General features: G+C 36.1%; 14 protein-coding genes. 1 reads left to right on the top strand and 13 read right to left on the bottom strand.

Translation table 11 applies throughout. The features are described from left to right. Nucleotides 1-15 precede the first annotated feature (15 nt). The 8 genes from K2F26_RS03795 to K2F26_RS03760 form a co-directional block, all read right to left on the bottom strand. Nucleotides 16-621, bottom strand: coding sequence for a type I restriction enzyme HsdR N-terminal domain-containing protein (locus K2F26_RS03795; protein ID WP_220610414.1), 606 nt, complete (start codon nucleotides 619-621; stop codon nucleotides 16-18). A gap of 42 nt (nucleotides 622-663) precedes the next feature. Next, a complete protein-coding gene (gene cas3 / locus K2F26_RS03790; protein WP_220610413.1) occupies nucleotides 664-2,946 on the bottom strand; it encodes a type I-D CRISPR-associated helicase Cas3' in 2,283 nt (760 codons plus the stop codon). After that, on the bottom strand, nucleotides 2,939-3,697 hold the full coding sequence (gene cas5d, locus K2F26_RS03785) for a type I-D CRISPR-associated protein Cas5/Csc1 (RefSeq protein ID WP_220610412.1): 759 nt from the start codon (nucleotides 3,695-3,697) through the stop codon (nucleotides 2,939-2,941). Before cas5d ends, cas3 begins: the two co-directional genes overlap by 8 nt. Nucleotides 3,698-3,700: 3 nt before the next feature. Continuing rightward, complete coding sequence (gene cas7d, locus K2F26_RS03780) at nucleotides 3,701-4,726, bottom strand: type I-D CRISPR-associated protein Cas7/Csc2 (protein WP_220610411.1); 1,026 nt, start codon at nucleotides 4,724-4,726, stop codon at nucleotides 3,701-3,703. A gap of 17 nt (nucleotides 4,727-4,743) precedes the next feature. Next, nucleotides 4,744-7,473 carry a CRISPR-associated protein Csc3 gene (locus K2F26_RS03775; RefSeq protein WP_220610410.1) on the bottom strand — a complete coding sequence of 910 codons (2,730 nt, stop codon included), beginning with the start codon at nucleotides 7,471-7,473 and terminating at the stop codon, nucleotides 4,744-4,746. Next, entirely contained in the window at nucleotides 7,466-7,909 is a 444-nt protein-coding gene (gene hepT, locus K2F26_RS03770; RefSeq protein WP_220610409.1) for a type VII toxin-antitoxin system HepT family RNase toxin, read from the bottom strand. Before hepT ends, K2F26_RS03775 begins: the two co-directional genes overlap by 8 nt. Next, the gene (mntA, locus tag K2F26_RS03765; RefSeq protein ID WP_246605514.1) at nucleotides 7,906-8,379 is read right to left on the bottom strand and encodes a type VII toxin-antitoxin system MntA family adenylyltransferase antitoxin; all 474 of its coding nucleotides are present in this window, start codon (nucleotides 8,377-8,379) and stop codon (nucleotides 7,906-7,908) included. Before mntA ends, hepT begins: the two co-directional genes overlap by 4 nt. 206 nt (nucleotides 8,380-8,585) lie before the next feature. Continuing rightward, nucleotides 8,586-8,906, bottom strand: coding sequence for a hypothetical protein (locus K2F26_RS03760; RefSeq protein ID WP_220610408.1), 321 nt, complete (start codon nucleotides 8,904-8,906; stop codon nucleotides 8,586-8,588). A 487-nt stretch (nucleotides 8,907-9,393) separates the two neighbouring features. Between K2F26_RS03760 and K2F26_RS03755 the strand changes: the two genes are divergently transcribed. Continuing rightward, nucleotides 9,394-10,245, top strand: a complete 852-nt coding sequence (locus K2F26_RS03755) for a helix-turn-helix transcriptional regulator (protein WP_220610407.1) — start codon at nucleotides 9,394-9,396, stop codon at nucleotides 10,243-10,245. Nucleotides 10,246-10,448: 203 nt separating this feature from the next. On the opposite strand, the gene K2F26_RS03750 is transcribed toward K2F26_RS03755, so the two are convergent. From K2F26_RS03750 to K2F26_RS03730, 5 genes are all read right to left on the bottom strand, one after another. Continuing rightward, nucleotides 10,449-11,615 (bottom strand): pyridoxal phosphate-dependent aminotransferase, encoded by a 1,167-nt coding sequence (locus tag K2F26_RS03750; protein WP_220610406.1) that lies wholly within the window; start codon nucleotides 11,613-11,615, stop codon nucleotides 10,449-10,451. A gap of 114 nt (nucleotides 11,616-11,729) precedes the next feature. Continuing rightward, nucleotides 11,730-12,002, bottom strand: coding sequence for a CAP domain-containing protein (locus tag K2F26_RS03745; protein ID WP_220610405.1), 273 nt, complete (start codon nucleotides 12,000-12,002; stop codon nucleotides 11,730-11,732). Between the two features lie 187 nt (nucleotides 12,003-12,189). Beyond that, on the bottom strand, nucleotides 12,190-13,566 hold the full coding sequence (locus K2F26_RS03740) for a DUF2330 domain-containing protein (RefSeq protein WP_220610404.1): 1,377 nt from the start codon (nucleotides 13,564-13,566) through the stop codon (nucleotides 12,190-12,192). Nucleotides 13,567-13,693: 127 nt separating this feature from the next. Further along, nucleotides 13,694-14,515 (bottom strand): RnfABCDGE type electron transport complex subunit D, encoded by an 822-nt coding sequence (locus K2F26_RS03735; protein WP_220610403.1) that lies wholly within the window; start codon nucleotides 14,513-14,515, stop codon nucleotides 13,694-13,696. A gap of 357 nt (nucleotides 14,516-14,872) precedes the next feature. Then, on the bottom strand, nucleotides 14,873-16,375 hold the full coding sequence (locus K2F26_RS03730) for an ABC transporter permease subunit (RefSeq protein ID WP_220610402.1): 1,503 nt from the start codon (nucleotides 16,373-16,375) through the stop codon (nucleotides 14,873-14,875). Between the last annotated feature and the right edge of the window lie 22 nt (nucleotides 16,376-16,397).

Raw genomic sequence — 16,397 nt, 5'->3', positions numbered from 1 at the left:
CACAGGAGTTATAAATTAAATGAGAGCTTGAACTAGAATCCGCATTAAGGGGTCTAAGTCATCAGGAACACGATAACTATCAAGTCCTTGAACGAGATGTTTATTAATGCGATCTAGTTGGGCAAATTCCCATATTTTACCAGTAGTTACTGAACCGATAAGATGAGTTTGTTGGGAATTTTCTTGCCATTGATCTAGGGCAATTAATTCCGCAAAAAGTTGAGTCATACCATAATCTAAATCCTCTTTTTTAGCTTCGATTACTAAAAGGTTATTCTGTTTTTTAATCAGATAATCAAAGTAACCTTGTAGTTGTTCAGTGACTTTAATTTGATACTCAATTCTTACCTCTGATTTAGTATAGTGAACTAAGTCTAAAATGATGGGAGAAATTAATACTTCTCGGCGACTTGTTTCGTTAGCTAAATCAAAGTATGGCAGAATTTCATCAAGTCTTGCTTGTAGTTCTTGTAATCGGTCTAAATTTTCGGGATATTGGGGTAAATTCAAACGTTTTCGAGTGAATGTATAGCCAAATTCTTGAGCAAAATCTTGAGGGGAAATGTGCATTTCAAAATATTTGCTAAAGGTATAAGATTGAGACGGATCAAGAATGGTCATGATCTAATTTTCCTTAGTTTTAATCTTGTTACAGTTATGAAATCAAGCAATCAAAACTTCATCATCTGGAAGTTGTAACTGTTTAAATTTCATAGCAATGGTTAAAATACCCGATAAACCTGTGAAAAATTGATATTCTTTTTCACCATCATTACAAACAATAGTTATAGGATAAGAAACAATTCCTTGTTTACGCAATTGAAAAATAACAGCAGCATTAGTTATGGGACAAATAATTACTCCTGGTAAGAGATGTTTTGATAACATTTGTAATGCAGGTGTTGGTCTAATAGCATCTCCAATTTTACGAACAACTTGACAATTACGAAAAGCTGTTAGTTTATTGATTTCTGTACTAGCAAACCCTCGTTTACTATCAGGGTAACGCATTCTAAAACTGATGTTATAAATTTCCTTAGCACGACTTTGGATTTCTATAACTTCACCGTTTTGGAAAAATTCATAATACCGCAATAAGTGAAAAGGATCTAATTGTGTTTCTTCAGATTCATCTAAAATAAATCCATGCGGATCTCGAATGGGAAGAGTGTCAAATAAGCTATAGCGGAAACTAAATAAAGGTGCATAGCTGGTACTGAATATTTCAGCAAATTCTTTTAAATCAGCCAGTATATCATCTCGCTTTCTAAACTCCTCCTCATATTTTTCTATCGTTGTAAATCCAGCTTGTAAATAATTCCATTCTTCAGGTGATGTTACTTCGATAAATCGTTTAATAAACGCTTGACGACCTTTAATTCTTATCCAATCTTTTTTAATTTCTTGGATAGTTTTTTCAGCAATAGCTTCTGCACCTCGCAAAATTTTCATTCTGTAGCGGCATTTTTCCCAAGTCCGTTTACTTTCAAAAATTAGTCTTAATGTCTCAAACAAGTTGGGAATTAATTCAGCACCAGGTATTTTATCAAGTAATTCTTCCAATTCTAATAAAGGACGTGCTATTTCTAAAGATGCTTCTGAATGCCAATAAACTTTGAGGAAAGGTTTATCTAAACAGGGAAGTTTATCTAATATCTCTTTGAGTGCTGCACGTCCACCAGTAGTATCAAGAGAAGTTATATTTTGTTCCCATGCTTCAGCAGGTAAATAAGCAATAGCTTCTGAATCAATGTTAGTTTCAGACTTACCTAAAACACGGCCTACTCTACCTATTCTCTGCCAAAATGCAGAGCGATCGCGTGCTGAAAAAATCAACCAGTCTAAATTTTGTCGTGTGGGTTCAGGATATCTTTCAAAGTTAAATCCTACATCTACAGTGCTAGTTGCTAAAATAATTTGACGTTGCATAGCACTATGTCTATCTTTTTTCGGTGCGGGTCCGGTTATACGTCCAATATGTTCACTAAGTCCTTGCTGTTTTAGTAAATCTGAGAGACGATTAATATTATCCAGAGAATCAAGAATTACTGCACCATTTTCATTTGGTTTTTCTTGAAAACGTTTAACAACTTCTGCTGCTAATTCTGTTAACCATTCTTCTTTATTGTCTGGTTTAGGTCGTAATTCTAAATTAACTGCTGTTTGTGATGGTAAAAGCTCACCATTATTTGCTTCTCCATCAATTTTTGCTATTCTCACACCTGCATTTTGTAAATTTTCTAATGCTAATTCACAAGCTGGTTCAGGTGTTGCTGTCAATAATACTACTTTCCGTCCATATTGGAAAAATTTAAAAATGTGAGAATAAGCAAGGTAAAATAACATCCCCACTAGCTGTTTAGCGTCATAAAGATGAAATTCATCAAAGATGACTGTAGAAAATTTGGTGTAAAACCCACTAGCAATATTACCTTTATCTAACCTGTTGTATGCAAAGAAAGTTGCATAGTAAAAAATATCAGGATTAGTTACTAGCAAAATCGGTGTATTAGCGCCAACATCACTAAAAACAGTTGCCGGATTTCGCAAAACATTATATAGTTTTTCTCCTGGACGATTGCCAACTTTATCACTAGGCCAACTTTTAATATCTTTAGCCGAAGCTGATTTAACTACATGAGTTAAATTTGCATCATTAATAAACTTTTGTGCTGCTTCTGTTTGTTGTTCAATTAAAGCATTAGTTGGAGCGATATAAACAGCACTTTTTGTTGGTTGATGTAATAAAACTGTGAGTCCAGCTTTAGTTTTACCTGTACCTGTGGGTGCTAAATCAAGGATAATATCAGCATCTTTTGATTTTTCAAATACATCAATTTGATGTTGTAGTGGTTTCTCACCCATGAAAGATAATTCACTTGGTGGAGATGCACAAGCTGAAATACTCCGATCTTCTAACCTGATAACTAATTTTTGATTACTCATTTCCGTTTTCTCTACCACAATAATGTAAACCTGCTGGTACAATCATTTCGCCAATTTGCCAAGCTGCACCCCGAAAATGAAGATTTTTTAATATTGGTGCAGGAGGTATAGAGATTAAATCAAAAGCAAATACTTCTATTTGTGTTGGTAAATCAGCAACATTTAGATAATGTTGACTTTTATATTCACCTTCTGGAAGTAAAGTTACAGGTAACTCTTTTAAAACATTTACTTTCACTTTACTAGCGAATTTTCCCAGACGAATATAATCTGGTAATTGTTGATTTCCAAATACTAATGTTTGGAATTTATTACCCCTTTCAATCATGCGTAATCTTCCTGTTTGGGGAAAATTACTTGCTCTAAATGAACTAGGTTTTGTACCTTGACGTTGTAATGGTAAATCTTCTCTAGCAGTTGCTACACGGTTATTAGTCATGGTGTACCAATAAGCATCAGAAAGAGCGTTAAATCTTTCAAATCTAAATGTAATTCTGCCTATTGGTGAAGCTGGTAAAATGTAGCAAGATGACGCTATTGCTTGGAAATCTTCTTTGTAGGTTGGTCGTCCTGTAGCCTGACCTTGGAGACGATAGGGGGAATTTACCCAACCTAAAGCATAGGTTAAAGCATAATTCCCAAGTAACCCCTCAGTGTAATAGGTATCAGACAACTCCCTAGAGGCAAAAAAGACTGGTTCAAGACAGTGTAATTCAATAAGTTTTGCCTGTGAAAAAGGAATTGTTGACATAATTTAACTCTCTACTTCAACTGGAGTATTTTTGTTTTTACCTTTACCTTTGCCTTTGTTTTTTTCAGGTGCAACTTGACGGAAAGGTTCATAGGATTGACTTAAACGTTTGAGAAAAGTATCACGTTCTGCTTCTGACCAATGGGTTTCTACATCAGTAATTAAATTTGTTAATTCTTCATCTGATAGTTGCACAGAAACCCCTCTTCTATTTTGCCAGTTGGTAATTACTTGTTTCGTTGCTGCAATGACTCGATGAATATTTAAAGGATGTTCTAAAGGTTCACCTAACGTATCATAGGTAGCTTGTACAAGTTCCAAAGAACTAGGCAATTCTGTAATACTGCCAAAAACACCTAATATTTGATTTTCCATCCTTCCTACACGACTAGAAACAGCACCATAACGACTGGTAAAAAGAATATTTCCAACAATGTACCGCAGTTCATCAGCAGTTACATCTTTGAGGGTGACAACATCTAAAAAATGAACTCCTGGTTTGATGTATTCGCTGGTATTTAAAGCGGTGGAAGGATTGCCTTTTTCATCTCGCATTGTGCCGTTTTCATAGATGGCGTTAATAGTGCGATCGCCTACTACATCAGTAGCAGATAAAATACTAAAAGCGTCCTCAGTCCAAATACGACTTTTTTGTGCGCCACCTCCACCAGCAGCAAAACCATAAAGGAAACAATCTACACACATTTCACAAGGTGCATTAGTATTTAAGGAACAAATAGAGTTATCTTTGATGTTAGTGAATAAAAGATCATGCGCTCTTAAATGTTCCCTTCCATAACGTCTTTCTGGTGCTACTTGTTTACGTTTAGTCATCACCAAACGTTGAATAATATTATCATTATTCACACCAGCTTGAACAAACTCGTTACACATTGATTCACCAGAACCTTCTGTGCGAAAAATCGTTTCTGAGTGAGTTGTTCTGAGAACAATTAAGGTAATAAACCGACCTTTGGGGAAATTTTCATAGGTGGTTGCAAGAACAGGGGAAAGCTTTTGAATTGACATGATAAACTCCTAGTTAATTAAACAGTTGTATTTGTTTCGACAGATTTATTATCAGACGTGCTTCTTAGTACAGCATCAGCTTCTTCAAAAAAGAATAGATAAGCTGCTTCCAAAGTTTTGTGGTCAGATAAAAGTTTTTCTGGACGTTGTTGGTAAACCTCTTCATAAATCTTTCTTAAAATCCCATAGTATTGTTTCAGGTATTCATACTTAGTTTTACGAACTCCATGTTCACGAATTCTATCTAATCGAGTATGATATTGCTGTACCAAAGCAGCAAACATTAAATCTAAGTCCATATAGGATTTATGAGAACGTACTGCTGCTATAAATTTCGCAAAAGGTTCTACTAAGGATGTACGTTTATCCCGTGAACTTCCCCAAAGTTTCGCTTCAGATGCGATTTTTGCAGATTCTTTGAGATATTGAGTTAATAGTGTGTTGTCAGACATAAGGCTTTTCATTAAAGTATTTAATGGTGTAGAAATTCGACTCCAAATAAGTCGAAAATTTGGTTCATCTTGTTCTCGTAAAATCCAACGTAACAAAACAAAGTAAAGTTCAATTGGTCTATCACAAGCACGAGCCAAATCATACAAACAATCATCAGATTTCTGAATGCTGGCAACAGATATTGCTAATTCTCCAAGACAACGTAATCTTTCGAGAATTTCTTCTGCACTGAGAATATTCCTATCTTCCTGAGTTTTTTTATTCTTAAAACGTTTATATTGTCCATTTCCCAGTAATGGTTGCAGTGCAGCAGGAATACCTTCAACTCTGCCATACACATCATCAAATAAATCTACCTCCATATTGCTGCTTAAAGTAAAAGGAAAACCAATATCTAAAGATAAAGATATTTCTAATCCTAACCTCAGTGATTTTAGTAAAGCTAAAGAAGCATTAACATCTCCCCAAACTAAAGCACTAATCACAGATGTATGAATAAAATCTGGTCGTTTAGGTAATGCTACACCAACTACTTTATTAGCTTTAAATTCAAGTTTGTAATCTCGATAAAGTTGTAATTGATCAACAGTAACAGGACCCCCCTCAGCATTTGTATGTGAAAGTTCTTCTATAAATTCGCGCCAAATTCTCAAAAGTTCAGGAGCAGAACCTTTAGGTAATGCTAAATGTAAATAAAGAGGTTCTTGTTTGCTAACTTTAGGGAATTTTGCACCTACTGTCATCACTTGATAAGCTAACGCAGCAATAGAATCTGCTTGTCTTTTTGGTTCAGCACTAATACCACCTGGTAAACGATTAGAAAAAGCCTGTACTTTTGTTCCAGGAGGCATATTTGCGGAAATTAATTCATCTATTTCACTAGATGTAGAACCTAAAGAACATCTTTGTCTAGGATTAGCTTCTACATAAGCATCTAATTCATTAATTCCAATTAGCTGAGTAGCAAAAGGTAAATTTACCATTCTGTTAACTGCTAAAATCATTTCTTCAGATACTTCTATTTCTTCAGAAGTTTCTGTACTGTTATTTCTTAATTGAAAAGACTCTTTCAGAGCTTCGTTAATACCTTCAAGTCCATGAATAGCCGCTTTTGCTGCAAATAAAGGTCGTCCATACTGACCATTAAATGGTTCAAGTGCCAGACGTTGATGGTCAGAAATTCCAGTGTGATGAGCGATTTTATCCCAAACTTCTTTAGGGCTTAAACCTGCTTCTCGATAACTCAGATAGGTAGCTTTTAAACCTTCAGATATAGCAAACTCTTCTGCATTACTTACAGGCAATAATCCTAGTTCAGCCGCTTTTTTTAGTGCATCTTCACCTGCATTATCTCCCCATTTAGTTACATCTTTAGCAATCTTATCTGATTTATAGCCAGATTTTTTCTTTTCTAAAAGAGCCTGAATATTGACTAAAACTTCATCAATATTTTGTTGAATAGCTTGATGAGTAACTTTGATACCATCTTTAGTAGGTCTGACAAGTTTTTCAATATTATTACCAAAAACTTGATCAATTTTACTTTGCCAAACAGCAGCTATTTCTTTGGTTAAATCTACATTTGGTAAATTTGCCCCTTCAAACAGTTCGCTATCTGGAAAAATGGCGATGGGATGAAAGCCATAGTTATGTAAAACTTCTTCACAAGCACCCAGTAACAAGGATGTAATATAACCTTTATCTTCCGATAAACGCACTCGAAAAAGATTACATTTTCTGCCAAAAGCAACTGTTAATTCTGTTTCTATTTTGCGAGATCTTAGCTCATCTGGAATACCTAAATCAAACAAGTCAGCAGCAATTAACATTGCCGCCCAACGTTCAATATTTGGGTCTTCTGGTAAAAATCTAGCACCATCACTGGCACTGTGACCTGAATGGCGTTCAATTAGTTTTCTGACTAATTCTAAATCATCTTCTGTGTTTACAAAGCTAAGAACACAAGCCTTTTCAAGTTGTTCTTTTAGAAAGTCTTTATCTCTAGCTAATGTTTTAACATTTCGTCCTTTAGAACCTTCTAATTTATTGAGGTCATGAACAGCAGTTGCAGCTAATAATAAAGGTCGTTTATCTTCTGCTACTTCTGCTATCCTGCTAACTGTTAAAATGAACTGACACGCAGAGTCTAAATGTTCTGCTAGAGTTGTACCTTTTCTCACACCATATTGATGATGATGTGCATGATTTTCATAAAGCTGGGGGCGAATTTCGCTGAAATAAATTTCCTCTAAGGATTTAGGAGGACGATTTAAAAGCCGACCGCGTTTACTCATTTTCTTCTTCCAATGTAATTAAATAAGAGTTGATTTGTCTAACATAAAGCGGATATTGCTGTAAGGCAAAACTAATTGCCTTGAAAACTTGATTTGGATCAATATCATCATATTCATGAACCAAACGATTTCTTAAACCTGATGATGGTGCAATTTGTTTTGCTAGTTCAGGAGTCAAAATTTGATATTTACCCAATTCAATGAAAGCCTCAAAATTAGTGTATGTTTTTCCAGGATTGAGTTTTGATAAGACATGATCATTGATGTCTATTGCAGCTTGAGTCATTAATTGCAATAATCTTTCTACGATTAGTTGTTGACGAAAATCAGCTAAAAATTCATCAAGACTCAGAGAACGAAATTCTTCTAAGGTATTGTAATATTTGGTAATTAACCTTAGTCTTGATAAAACTATTTCAGAATCTATATTACTCATGCTCCCCACTTATTTAACTCTTGTTCAATAATTCGGTGTTGTTCTTGGCGAAATTTTCTTAACTCTGATTTAGGTTTTAATGAATTTACTCGAAAATTGTTAAATTCTCCAGGTATTTTTTCATATAACACAATTCCATCCCGTGCCACAAAATGAGCAATTAACCAAGAACATTGATTTAGTTCTACAATATCTATAATGTCAGGATTTATGTGCAAAACTTCACCAATCACTATTGGCAATTCAAATAAACGACCAATATTATTTGCTATGTAATTATGACGTTTTTCTTCATCACATAAAACCGCAAAATCCCAGTCACTATTAGCTTTAGTTTTACCAGTTGCTCTAGAACCAAATAAAGCTAACATTTTTAAATAAGGTATTCTCTCAGGAATTTGTGAGGATAATTCTTGAATTTCTGTAATTGTGGGAGTATTGTTTTGCATTTGATCATCTCCATCTGCCATTGTTACACTTTTATAAAATGACTAAATTATGAATCTAACCAATTTCTGCCACCAATGGTGTCAGTTTTTCATTGGAAATTCGAGAAAGTAAATTATCGATCATAGTTTTTGACCTCAATAACTCCTATTTTCCATAAATGGGAGTAAGATAAATTACCCCCAATATGTCATAAATGCTTTTTAAGCTATAGCTTGTGAAATGATTATTAATGTCTCATCAGTTCACCTTGATACTGATCAAAGTAGTCAGCATACGAAATAACATCACCTTCTTCATTGACAATATTTGAGTAGTAATATTCTCGTAGTTTATTGTCAATCATACTGATTTGACTGGTGTGCCAATCTCTTCGCTCTTCAAGTGCAGCAATCTCGCTAAAAGTCATGGTTATTTCTCCAAATTTACAACCAGACAAGCCATACCAGTGCCAACCAGGTGCGACTCTGATAGGTAAACTAGAATGACTTTCTGTTTCTTCTCTAAGATAGCATTTATTTTTTGGTCTATAGTAAAGATGTGAAGGCAAAATAAAAAATTTTCCATTCTCTTTCCCCAAGATGGCTACTAGAGAAGCTTTAGAGATTACCTCAATAGATTTGCGCCCAAGAAGCCATGCCCGTGCTAACCTATAGGTGCGACTCTGATAGGTGAACTAGAATGACTTTCTTCTGGTTCTCCTTAATATAGCACTTATTTTTTTGTCTATAGTAAAGAAGTGAGTGCAAAATAAAAAAATATTCCATTAGCTTTCCCCACGATGTATACTAGAGAAGCCTTGAAACTAAATCCTAATCCCTATCAGGGATTGAAATTATAGAAAAGATGTGATCAAGGCTTTAATACACTCATTAATCCCTATGAGGGCTTGTAGGCCAGAGCTAGACTCTGGCTTTTTTTGTATCTGCATAGGGAGTAACCTTGTTTTTTCCTCATTTTATTTATCTATTCACCTGGTATACAGATACAATAACTGTAAATAAGCAATATGTCAATAATGTAGTTACACTTTTTAGATGAATAGGAAAAAAGAAACAATTACACTGTCAATTCCGGCTGGGACAAAGGAACAACTAGAAGAAATCGCCCGCAAATTGCGGATCTTCTGGGGGAAGTCTCCCAGTATCTCTGGATTACTGGTAGCGATCGCCCAAAAAGAGTTTGAAGTCGGTGAACCTTTCACCCTCAACTCCACACAAGTAACCGCACTCCAGCAAGCTATAGGAATACTCAAGGATTCCGGTTTTATTGAACAAGCGCAAACTGTCTCTAGTTTGTTACTAGAACGCGGACAACTTGAACTACCGATGCGTCAATTACTACTTCAACAAGTCAGTCAACCGACGGAAGCATGGCGCATACTTGCCGATCAATTTCGCCAAAATCAACAACCATTTCACTTACTCTATACCAATTCTCAAGGACAGGATGTGTCATTTACAGTGCGTTATGCAGAAATAGCTTTTGAAGAGAAGCGTTTTTACTTAAATATTTGGTGTGATGAAACTCAAGATATTGTCAAACCTGACTTTCCAGAACTAATACACAACCGTTGTTTACGTCTGGATAGAATCAAAGGTGTTGTCCCAGTAAACGGACAATGGCGGCATGAAGGGCTAGATACCCTAAAAGTACACTTACACTTTTATGGTGGAATGGTAAAAGCTTATGAAGCAAAACCCAATGATATCAGTAACGAAGTTGTAGGAGATGTGTGTCAAGTGGTGAGAAAAGTGTCAAACCCTTTTTGGTTGGTGCGGGAAGTGTTGCGTTATGGAGAAAACTGTGAAATAGTTTCACCGGAAAACGTGCGATCGCTCATCAAAGCCAAACTCATAGCCCAATGTCAAAAATATGACATTTTATAGGTGACAGGGAACAGGTGACAGGTGACAGTGAATAGGTGACAGGTGACAGAATGACAGAAGGAGTTGAGTAGGGGTTTAGCAATGCTAAAACCTGACAAGAGTTTGGGAGTTACAGGAGCAATAATTTATTTTTCCCCTACTATACCCTTCTCATTGTCACCTATTCCCTATTCCCTCTTAACTGTCACCTGTCACCTGTCACCTCATATCTTTGATCGCACAAACTTCTCTAACCGATCCATCCCCTTTTCAATGGTTGCCATATCCGTAGCGTAGGAAAGGCGAATGTTATCATCAGCACCGAAAGCCACACCGGGAATAACAGCAACTTGCAATTCTTCTAACAAAGCGTTGCAAAATTCCAAAGACTTCAAACCGGTTTTGCTGATATCAGGGAACAGGTAAAAAGCACCATCGGGTTTAGGACAACTTAACCCCGGAATAGCATTGAGTCTGTCATACATTACCTGACGACGTTTAGCGAAAGCTTGACGCATTTCTTCTACACAGTCTTGGGAACTTTCCAAAGCAGCGATCGCCCCATATTGAGCAAAGGTACACACATTAGATGTACTATGACCTTGAATGGTACTCGCTGCTTTAATAATTTCCAATGGTCCAGCTAAATAACCCAAACGCCACCCAGTCATTGAGTAACCCTTAGCAAAACCATTACTGATCAAAGTCCGGGCAAAAATATCCGCACCCAAAGAACCAATGCTAATATGCTCAGTACCATCATAGAGAATCTTTTCGTATATCTCGTCAGAAACAACTAAAATATCAGCATCAACAATTACCTTAGCTAAAGCCTTAATTTCCTCTGGTGTGTACACCATCCCTGTGGGGTTAGAAGGAGAGTTAAGAACAAATAACTTAGTTTTTGGGGTAATTGCCTTTTTCAGTTGTTCTGGGGTGATTTTGTAGCCTGTAGAAGCATCTGTATGGACTATTACCGACTTACCACCAGCTAATGTCACCATTTCGGGATAACTTAACCAATAGGGTGCAGGGATAATTACCTCATCACCTGGATCAATTAATGCCACAATCAAATTGTAAAGAGAATGCTTACCGCCATTGGTAACTAAAACATTCTCTGCTTTATAATCAAGACCATTATCGCTTTTTAGCTTGTTGGCGATCGCTTCCCTTAACTTAGGTTCACCAGCAGCAGGACCATATTTAGTTTTTCCTTCCTCCAAAGCTTTAGCGGCGGCTGCTTTGATATGTGCTGGTGTGTCAAAATCCGGTTCTCCCGCGCTAAAACTACAAACATCAATACCCTCAGCTTTCATGGCCTTAGCTTTAGCTGCGATCGCTAAGGTGATCGAGGGTGTCACCTGACTTACTCTTGCTGCCAGTTTCATTCTACTTCTTTAAGCCAATCTCTATCATTTATCAGGATATCTCAGATTAAGGTGACAGGTGACAGGTGACAGGTGACAGTAAAAAGGAAATAGGGAATAGCTGACTGCTGATAGCTAATTACTAAACATTTGCACTGCATAAATACTACCATCTTTCCCCATAGCTATGCCATAACCAAACTTTTTATATTCTGGTAAAAGAATATTCTTTCTATGTCCATTACTATACATCCAACCACGTTGGAATTTTTCCACTTCTCCATAAGTTAACCCTAAACCTGTTCCTGAACTTTGATAAATATTTTCACCTACACCTAAATTACTATTACCACCCACTGCAACATAATTGATAATTGATAATTGATAATTGACAATTGTTTCATTCAAGGTTTAAAACCTCCCCTTTCAAGGGGAAAAAATCAAAAAAAATCCACTTTTTCAATCCTCTTCCTTTCAGGGAGAGGTCATTGTCAATTGTCCATTATTGAACCCCCTTTTTTAGATAAGGGTTAGGGGGATAACCCAGTTCTTCAACTCACAAACTAAAACTTTGAAAAAAGTCTGAGAGAATAGTTTATAATCCTAGAAACATCAGGAAATTTTCCCACCAAGAAGTTGAGATATTTCCCACAGTCAGTTTCATTTTTTGACGAATGTTTTGAATATTCCAATTCGTTAACTGTGCTAAAGTTTGTGCTTCTTGTTCAAACCGTCGGGATAACGAACGTTTATATTCTCTCCCCGCAGAACATTGTAAATTACCTGTAAACGGATGTTGTAACACATAACGTCCTTGAAAAGATTCCCGGTTAGAAGTTGTTTGAAACATCAAATCTTCAGGGAACTTATTGCGAGTATAGCGGACGTGCAAACGAGTGATGTAAACATTATTATTAGAAAACGGAAAACCAAAACCTGGTGCGATTCTATTATTGTTATTACCATGATTATCTAACCAAAACACACCAGCTTGTTTAAGTTCTTCAGTATTCAGAGGTTGAGCAGAACAAGGATCACAATTACCCATATCCCAAGCATATTCTAAAAATGCTACTTTTTTATCTTCTTTGGTATAAGAAGTTTGGAACATAGATTTATAAAAATCCCCAAATTCGTTTTTCACAAACACAGGAATATTCATATTAGAAGGAATTTTTACTGTGCGGTAGTTAGTAACTTCTGCTTGTCCTTGAGGTGAGAGAATATAAACAATCAAATCTTGTTCATTATTGGCATTAATCATACCCAAACGAATGGGTAACATAAATTTGGGTGATTCATAAGCAATTTGTAAAGGTCTAATAAATTGATAACCTGATTCCTCAAATTTATCTAAATTAACTTTAGCAACAAAGAACTTCATAGAGGAACGAATGTAAGGTTTTAATAATTGATTTGCACCTCTGGGAATTTTATAACCATTGCGATTTAACCAAGTTTCCAAACCATTAGATTCTTTAGCACTGAGGATCAAAATATCATATTCACCCACATTAAACCGCGCCTCAACAGTCACACCCAAACTGTTATCTGCCATTGCTTTTTCTTCAGAACTTCCACCTCTGGCAGCAGCAGTTGGTGCTAACATTGACTGTGGTCTTATTTGTGGAGAACAAGGATCTTCATCAAAATATTCTACCAATCTAGGGGCGCTAAAAGCATCTAATCTTTCAACAATATTAGGTTGAGCAACCCGCACTTGTTCCTCTTTGATAACTGTGGGAACAGGTACGACAACTGCAAAATCTTTCACATCTCCTTGAAAATCATTAGCCATTGTTAATACTGTTTTATTACCATCTCGCGCCATGACTACTTGAGAAGCTTGGTTATATAATTTAGTATCAGCCTTAGCAACATAAAAACCACAAAAAGCTAAAGCTGTAGGGGCAAAAGATAAAACAGCTAAAAGTGCTATGATTAAGGGAATGAATAAACGAAATTTTTTCATTTTTTTTGGTAATTGGTAATTGGTGATTGGTAATTGGTAATTGGTAATTGGTGATTGGTGATTGGTGATTGGGTTATTAACTTATCCTACCTCCCCTACTCCTCTAGCTCCCCATTTTCCTAAACTGCTAATTTTCTTGCTGCCAAAAAAATCTCGGACTAAACCAAATAATATCTAGGAAAACAGTTAACGGCGCAAGGACAAATAAAGCCCAAAAAACTGCGGTAGAAAGAAAGAAATAATTCCGCAAAATAAAGGTAAAAATGGCAATACAAACTGCCCAAATTATACGACCGATGGGAGCGTTAGGAATAGATCGGGGATCTGTCACCATAAATAATGCAAACAGTATTAAAGAACCACTCATTAACCGATGTAAATAAACATCCCAAGTCCAACCTAGCCAAATATTACGCACAGCTTCCAGTAGGGAATATGCACTTAAAAAAGCTGCGGTGGTGTCCCAACGACCAACTTTTTGTAAAATCATTCCTCCTGTACCAAAAAATAATAGTCCATACCACCATTCTTCTCCCCATTGTCCAGGAGAAACCCAAGCATCAGAAGTTAGGGATAAGGCGGAAATAATACCAAAGTTGGCAGGGTTGAAGAAATGTTTATCACCTATTTTAAAGATAAATTTGCTACTTATTGCTGTTGTTGCGGCTAAAACCATAGTTGTCCAATGGTCAGCCCGTAGTAGTAAACTAAGTCCCAGAGCAGTAATTAAAGAACTACGGAAATTAAATGTTAACTTATTGTCATTTGCCGTGGTAGTTACTAATGACCAATGACTAATGAATAATGACAATATCCATTGTGTGACTAGACAAGTGGCGATCGCAATTAAAATCAACTCCGGCCGCAATGTCCAATCTCTTGTGCCAATTCCTAAAATCAGGAATACACTGAGAAAGAGAATTTGATAGTCTCGAATATCTGGGAACATTATCCTGTGTACGGGTTTACCCCTAACTTTTTATTAATTTAGACTAGAGTTAGGGAAAATCATCTTCTTGTTTCAAAAATCGTAACAACTGACAACTAAGTAGGTAGGCGTTAAAAATTGTCGTTATGACAAGGCAAGAGGCACTCATGCAAGAGAGAAGAGGTTTTTAGATTAATTTACTTTTCTTTAGATACTTTGGTTTTTTCCCGTCGTTCTACTTACAGCATATTTCATCTTAGTGAGGTACAAACGGAAATCATAAAACCCTTGTGGAACAGGCATCCTGCCTGTTAGCCTTATACCTCATAACTTAGGAAACGGCTGTATTACCCTGACTCCTGAATAATTCATCAATTATTAAATCTTTACATTTGGCTTTTTTCCCGGATTCATCCACGCTTCTAACCGACTAACAGCTTGAGAAGAAACCAAGGTTAAACATAAATAAATCACCGCTACCGCTGCGTAAATTTCAAAGGCGCGATAATTTTCTGCAACTATTAACTGTCCTTTTCTAAACAGTTCTTCAAAACCAATTACTGCAACTAAACTGGTATCTTTTAATAAACTAATAAATTCATTACCTAAAGGGGGAATCATGCGCCGAAAGGCTTGGGGAAAAATTACATGACGCATAGTTTGTACAGAATTTAAACCCAGTGATCTGGCTGCTTCTGTTTGTCCAATTTCTATTGATTGAATCCCAGCCCTAACAATTTCTGCAATGTAAGCAGCACTATTTAAACTTAAAGCCATGACTCCCGCAACAAGGCGATTTAATGATAAAGTAAAACCCAATTCTTGCAAAAGTGCAGGTATACCAAAGTAAATCATAAAAATCTGCACTAATAAAGGTGTACCTCGGAAAAAATCTATATAAGTCCTGGCTAACCATTGCACAGGTTTAATTGCCGAAAGGCGAACAATTCCTATGAATGAACCACCAATTAAACCAAAGAAAACTGATATAATTGCTAGTTGCAATGTCACCAAAACACCAGTTAATAAATTCGGTAATAATTGCAATATTAAGCTAAAAGAATTTAAAGTAGGGGCGTTTTGATTTGCAAATAGTGTTTTTTCTGGTAATACTGGCGGTTTTGACTTAAACCATTTTTGGTAAATTTGTTGATAATTTCCGGTTTTTAATACTTTTGTTAAACCTTGATTGATTAAAGATAAATAAGGGGAATTTTTAGCTGTAGCAATTCCGTAAAATTCCTCGGTGAGTAATTGTTGTATGACTTTGATTCCTTGGAGATTACCTGTATTAATGGCGTATAATGTAACAGGTGCATCGTTAATAACTGCGTCTACATTTCCATTTAGTAATTCTTGTAATGCTAACGGTGCAGAATCAAAACTGCTCACTTGCGCCCCAGGTACAGTTTTAGCTGTTTCTGCTCCTGTTGTACCAATTTGAACGGCGATTTTTTTATTTTGTAGACTTTCAAAACTATTAATTTCTTGGTTATCTGTGCGAATAGCTATCGCTAACCCAGCTTTAAAATAAGGACGAGAAAAATCTACAGTTTTTGACCTTTCTTGAGTTATGGTAATTGAACTAATAGCCACATCTACGGTTTTAGCTTGCAGTGCGGGAATGATGCCATCAAAAGGTAAACTTTGAAAATCTATCTGGAAATTAGCCGCAGTTGCGATCGCTTTCATTAAATCAATGGAAAAACCCTGTAACTCTCCCCCATTCTGTTGAAACTCAAACGGTGGAAATGCTGGTTCAGTCGCTACTCGCAGAGTTTTTCCCACACTAGGATTCACACTACAACTAGCTAATAGGCAGCAACTTAAACCTATTACTAAACACCAACGCAACCAACACCCAAGTAAAAATTTTACCATTTCTGCTTTAATTTAAAAGTAA

It is taken from the genome of Sphaerospermopsis torques-reginae ITEP-024 (assembly GCF_019598945.1).
Taxonomy (GTDB): Bacteria; Cyanobacteriota; Cyanobacteriia; order Cyanobacteriales; family Nostocaceae; genus Sphaerospermopsis.
Note: the sequence above shows the minus strand (reverse complement) of the source record. Positions and strands in the feature narration are given on the sequence as shown.